We start from the raw sequence: 6338 nt of genomic DNA, 5'->3' as shown, positions 1-6338 counted from the left end.
CACAAGCAGATGCTGCACATGTAGAGGAATCAGAATCAGCTGAGCAGACCCAGAAAAGCTTCGAGTATCGCAAGGGTATGAAGTATCAGACGATGTTTGCAGATAACTGTGTTTTACATGAGTCTGATGTGAATCTTCTCCCTGAAGGAGCAACCATTATCAAGAGCGTTTACGAATCTACATACGAGCAGGTATCCTATATTGTACAGCACGATTACGAGATGATTATCTACAAGGATAAGGACGGCATTATGCGCAAGGGCTATTTCCCCAAGGTTAGCGCTGAGTCAGAGAACGAGACCGTAATAGATCGTTTCCCTGGCACTCATGCTTCTTGCTCATTGCTGGCCAATCTCGTATTCAACAAGTATCACATGAATACCCCAGTATATCGCGAGATGGTGCGCTTGCTGAACAACAAGATGAACGTTAGCCGCAATACCGTATACAACTGGTTTGTAAAGGGCTCTGACCACCTTAAGAAAGTGCTTCCTGTACTGAAGGAAAAACTGCTTGCCAAAGGTGCAGTCGTAAACTGCGACGAGACATGGTGTAGAGTGAAGGTAGCCGGTAAGTACGGAAAGAAATACATCTGGTGTATGGTGAACAAAGAAGCTAAGGTAGCAGTCTATTTCTACGACGATGGCAGTCGTGGACGCCAAGTGCTTCGCGACTTCCTTGGTAATACTGAAATTGATGCACTCCAGTCGGACGGCTTTAATGTTTATATGTATCTGGACAAAGAGCTGGTAGATGTGGGCCACCTGTGCTGTCTGGCCCATGCAAGAGCTAAGTTTAAGTATGCTCAGGAACAAGGCAAGGATGCTGATGCCGAATACTTTATCTCGAACATCGGAAGACTGTATGATCTGGAAGAACAGTACCGATTGAGACATCTTACTCCACAGCAGATACTGCAAGAACGGCAAGGAGAGCAGACCGCCAAAATAATACAGGAAATGCGGCAGCGGTTAGACAAACTCCTGGCTGATACAAGTGGTATGAGAGGTAACCTGATGCACAAAGCTCTTAATTATCTGAACAGTTTCTGGAACCAGCTCATCCTCTATCTGAAAGATGGCCGGTACAGTATCGATAACTCACTTGCAGAACGCACCCTACGCCCTATGACAGTAGAGCGCAAAAACTCGCTGACTTTTGGTAGCCATGATGGTGCTGAAGTATCGGTCATTTACCACACGTTTATTGAGACTTGTAAGATGTGTGGCGTATCAACGCTTGAATATTTTAAGGAATTCTTCAAGGCAATCATGCAGGGAAGAACCGACTACGAGAATATGTTACCGATGACCATCGGTATTAAAAAATAATAAAGTTTAATACGATTTAGACGCTTCAGGTAGCGATAGCTGCCCTAAAAGGCTGTTTTTAAGCTTGGACGTCAAAATTGACAGTTTACATGATATAATTTTGTTTTGTGATAAATTCATGACGAAAGACTATTTGATATATTCATTTGATATATTTGATACGCTTCTTCTTCGTCCTTTTGCAGAACCGCAAGAGGTATGGAAGCAAATAGAAGAAAAAGAACAGGCTCCGGGCTTTACAAAAGCCAGGAAAGCAGCTGATGCGCAAACTTTTAAAGAGGCAATATCTAGAGATGGTGAAACAACAATAGAGACAGCATACAACTTAATTCCGCAATTCAAACATCTAATGCAGAAAGAAATGAATTTGGAACGAGAGGTGCTTCGTGCGAATCCTGAAATGCTTAATATGTGGGGAGAATTGGGGGAGCAAGGAAAACGGCGGATAATTGTTTCTGATATGTATCTTCCTTCTGATTTCATTCAGAGTGTTTTGCGTGAGAATGGTTTTGATGGATGGGATGGCTTTTATTTGAGTCGTGATTATGATTGTAGAAAGTCTTCAGGCAAACTTTTTGAGGTGATGCTTCAAAAAGAGGGTGTATCTCCTGATAATATACTACACATTGGAGATAACGTGATTTCTGATGTTAAGATGCCTGAATCATTAGGTATTCATACTCATTACTATAAGAAAGTGATAGATCGCCTTTATGATGTATGTCCTTTCGTTCGTCATGTAAATAGTAAATTGGCTGGAGTTTTAGCTTTTGGATGGCACCGATTCTGTTTAGACCATTCCAATGTAACATATTGGCATCGTCTCGGTTTTATGATGGGAGGTGTCTTAGGTTATATTTATGTGAAATGGATTGTCGAAACCGCAAAGCATTTAGGTAAAGATAGATTGATGTTTGTTGCTCGTGATGGGTATGTGTGGAAGGCTATTTGTAATGCGATATACCCAGAAGTGGAAACAGAATATTTTTATGCACCGCGACAGACAAGTATAGCTATACTAGGAGCTATAGGCTCTGATCCTTGGGCTATTAAGGATAGGCAGAACTATATAGAACAGCATCTGAAAGGAGTTGATACAGATGCTATCCGTAGGGAATATAGGAAATATATTAAGCAATTCAACATAGACGAGCATACAGCAATGATTGACGGATGCTCCTCAGGCTTTTCTGCACAGCGACTGGTTGAGGATGCTGTTGGGCGCAACGTATTTTGTTTCTATCTCCTTTCTATGGCTAATATGCATAGCGCTGCAGCATTATATTCTACACATCTTTATTCTTTGCAATGGCAAATGCTTTCAGAGTTCTTGTTCGGATCTCCAGAAAAACCTATTAAGGATGTCTCAGTCGAAGGTCCAAATTATAAACACTCTGTTTCAGAGCAAGAAAAATTCAAGATAAGTGTATCGCAAGAAATTACGGATGGGGCTGTGGCATGTGCGAAAATTTTGATGAATGAAAAAGTAGAAATTACTGCGCCTTATTGGCAAGAGTATATAAATCTTTTCATGCTCAATCTAACTGTTGAGGATTCTGCGTGTCTTTCAAGAGCGAAAAATGCTGCAGATGTTGAACAGAAACAATTTGGTGGTGTCATATACAAACCATTAAAACATGGGGTGTATTTTAAAAAGCTGGGGCCTCGTTCTGTTTCATTAAACTATGTATGTGACATTTCTCATTATTGTTGCTTCCTGAATCGTAAAGGATTCCACTATTGGAAGAAAGATTTAAGTACAGAAATTGGTAAAATAGTTAATAATTGAGAAGAAGATATTGTCCTCCCAAATGAATAAATACGATTATCTGATAGTAGGCTCTGGCTTATTTGGAGCAATATTCGCCAACCGTGCAAAACAGAAGGGTAAGAAATGTCTTGTGATAGACAAACGACCACATCTGGGTGGTAATGTTTATTGTGAAAAAATCGAAGGCATAAACGTACACAAGTATGGTGCACATATCTTCCATACATCAAACAAAGAAGTATGGGATTTTGTAAATAGCATTGTTCCATTTAATAGGTATACCAACAGTCCTATAGCAAATTATAAGGGGGAACTCTATAACCTTCCCTTTAATATGAATACCTTCTATCAGATGTGGGGAGTGACGACTCCTGAAGAGGCAAAGGCAAAGATAGAAGAACAAAAAGCAGAGGCGGCAAAAAGGCTTAATGGTAGAGAGCCTCAGAACCTTGAAGAACAAGCATTGGTTTTAATAGGAAAAGATATCTTTAAGAAACTTATCAAGGAATATACCGAGAAACAATGGGGTAGGAAATGCACAGAGTTGCCGGCATTTATCATCAAACGCCTCCCTGTACGTATGGTCTTCGACAATAACTATTTCAATGATAAATATCAGGGAATACCTATTGGAGGATACAATAAGCTAATAGAAGGCCTTCTAGAAGGCGTTGATTGCCTGACAGATACCGATTTCTTCAATTCTGAATACAGGGATTGGCAGAAATATGCTAACAAACTCGTATATTGTGGACCTTTAGACCAATACTTCGATTATAAGTATGGCAAACTGAACTGGCGTACGGTTCGCTTTGAGACAGAGACGAAAGATTGCCCAAACTATCAAGGCAATGCTGTTGTCAACTACACTTCTCGTGAAGAACCATATACTCGCATCATAGAGCATAAGCATTTTGAAATGTTTGGTCAGGAAGTCTATGATTGTCCCAAGACTGTCATCTCTAAAGAGTATAGCTCCGAGTATAAAGACGGAATGGAGCCATACTATCCTGTAAACGACGAACAGAACAACTTTTTGGCAGAACAATATCGTAAACTTGCGGAGCAAGAATCTGACGTTATTTTTGGTGGTCGCTTAGCCGAATACAAGTATTACGATATGGCACCTGTGATAGAAAAAGTATTAAATTTAAAGATGATTTGACATGGAAAAACTACTTACTATAGTCATTCCTGCTTACAATATGGAGTCCCTGTTGCCCCGTTGCCTTGACTCCATCTGTATAGAGAAGGTTATGGACCGCGTACAAGTATTGATCGTAAACGATGGTTCAAAAGATAAAACTTTGGAGATTGCACAAACTTATGAGTCGCGGTATCCCCATTATTTCACTGTTGTTGACAAACCCAATGGCAATTACGGTTCCTGTATGAACGTGGGCCTTTCTTGTGCCGAAGGAAAATACTTCCGTACCCTTGATGCTGATGATTGGTACGATTCGAAATCTTATGAAAAATTCGTGGATGAATTGGAAAAAACGGACGCAGATATGTTGTTGTGTGAACGGAAAGAATTCTATGAAGCAAGGAACTGTTTTGTAGATATCACCTTCAACAAAGATGTTCAACTCAACAAAGACTTAATCATTAACAAAAAATTCTGGGGAAATGATAGTATCAAAGCAAATGTACTTGTTCCATCCATCTGCTATAAAACATCTATCCTTAGGGAATGCAATATGAAATGGACAGAAAATGCATTTTACACAGATACGGAATACGATTATTTCCCATTGGCTTTAGTTAAAACCATTAGATTTATTCCATTGACTGTATACATTTACCTCATTGGACGCAATGAACAATCCATAAGTTCTGAAAGTATAAAGAAAAATTTTCGTTCCTTTTATTTGGTAACTAAGCGTATCATTAGTAATTTAGTAGAATCTTCGCAGAAAGAGAGTGAAGTATATCCGTTACAGGAAATGCATTCAATTCGGATCTTACGTTTTATTTATCAATCCTTACTGATACAAGGAATCGATTATGCGAATGAAATAAAGGAAATAGATGAAATCGTCAGTAAAGATATTTTATTATATGAGAGAACGAACAAAATTGATGTTTATAGGAACTATTACTACGTTGATGCCTACCGCCATAATAAACTAAAATTCATGTTAATTTATACTGATTACAAATTGAGACGTTTCCTTCACAAATTATTTAAAGAGGAAAATAATCCAATGCCAATTACGTATAGATGAATTGACTGTTTGTTACAAAACGTGCAGATATATGATTAGTGTAATTATACCCGTATATAATTCAGAGAAGTATTTGGATGAATGTATAGGAAGTGTTTTAGGGCAAACATATCAAGACTTTGAATTATTATTAATTGATGACGGGTCTATGGACAACTCATTGGAAATCCTGCATAAATGGAAGGCAGAGGATAGTCGAATTATACTATTAACTCAGCAGAATTCTGGAGCTTCTTCTGCCAGGAATCGAGGATTAGAAACGGCTAAAGGTGAGTGGATTGTATTTGTTGACTCAGATGATAAGGTCTGTTCTAATTATTTGCAAGATTTGTACGATGCTACTCAAAAAGATTTAAATATAGATTTATGTATTGATGGCTTATCGGTTTATAGTGAGGGGAAGTGGAATAATGATTGGAACTTTCCTGAAATAATCTGTCCTATATCAGATGCAAAAACTCTTTTTGGGGAAATTAAACTTCACAAATATGGATTCTCTGTAGGGAAGTTATACCGAAAAAGAATTATAGAGAACAACAATTTGGAATTTGATGTCAAGGTTTGTATAGCAGAGGATATGATGTTTATGGTAAAATATATTATAGCAGCATCACAAAGACCAAATTCAAAGATTGCTTTTATTAATAAGTGTAACTATAAATATTATATTCATCAAGGTTCATTGTCGACAAGTTGCTCTTCTTTTGATAAAGAGCTGTATAGTTTGAATGAATACAAAAATATCATTAATAGTATTTGGTCTGTATTTAATATAAATGACATTTCGATAAAATATACTATGATGTCTCCTGTCTCATTTTATATGGATCGTTGCTTAAATTCTATTTTTCAACGACCTGTATCTTCCAACTGGAGAAAACAGTTAAAAATGATTAATCGAGACGATTATCAAAAGTATAAGAAATGTAATACATCGTTTGAGTCATTATTGAAATATCTGTTTGTTCACCGCTTTTGGTTCCTTTTATACTTGTTGAGGAGATGAAG

The 6338-nt window shown here is 37.8% G+C and carries 5 protein-coding genes; all 5 read left to right on the top strand.

All coding sequences use genetic code 11. The features are described 5' to 3' along the window. Positions 1–1331, top strand: a 1331-nt coding sequence (locus BLU47_RS08250; protein WP_091961041.1) for an IS66 family transposase, incomplete at its 5' end; no start/stop codon positions are given. 118 nt (positions 1332–1449) lie between these two features. After that, positions 1450–3120 carry an HAD-IA family hydrolase gene (locus BLU47_RS08245; protein ID WP_143025506.1) on the top strand — a complete coding sequence of 557 codons (1671 nt, stop codon included), beginning with the start codon at positions 1450–1452 and terminating at the stop codon, positions 3118–3120. Positions 3121–3142: 22 nt separating this feature from the next. Next, positions 3143–4267 (top strand): UDP-galactopyranose mutase, encoded by a 1125-nt coding sequence (gene glf, locus BLU47_RS08240; protein ID WP_091961036.1) that lies wholly within the window; start codon positions 3143–3145, stop codon positions 4265–4267. A 1-nt stretch (position 4268) separates the two neighbouring features. Then, positions 4269–5330, top strand: coding sequence for a glycosyltransferase family 2 protein (locus BLU47_RS08235; RefSeq protein ID WP_091961033.1), 1062 nt, complete (start codon positions 4269–4271; stop codon positions 5328–5330). A 31-nt stretch (positions 5331–5361) separates the two neighbouring features. Then, positions 5362–6336, top strand: coding sequence for a glycosyltransferase family 2 protein (locus BLU47_RS08230; protein ID WP_091961030.1), 975 nt, complete (start codon positions 5362–5364; stop codon positions 6334–6336). Positions 6337–6338 lie beyond the last annotated feature (2 nt).

The sequence above is a fragment of the Prevotella sp. tc2-28 genome (assembly GCF_900107705.1).
Lineage (GTDB): Bacteria > Bacteroidota > Bacteroidia > Bacteroidales > Bacteroidaceae > Prevotella.
Note: the sequence above shows the minus strand (reverse complement) of the source record. Positions and strands in the feature narration are given on the sequence as shown.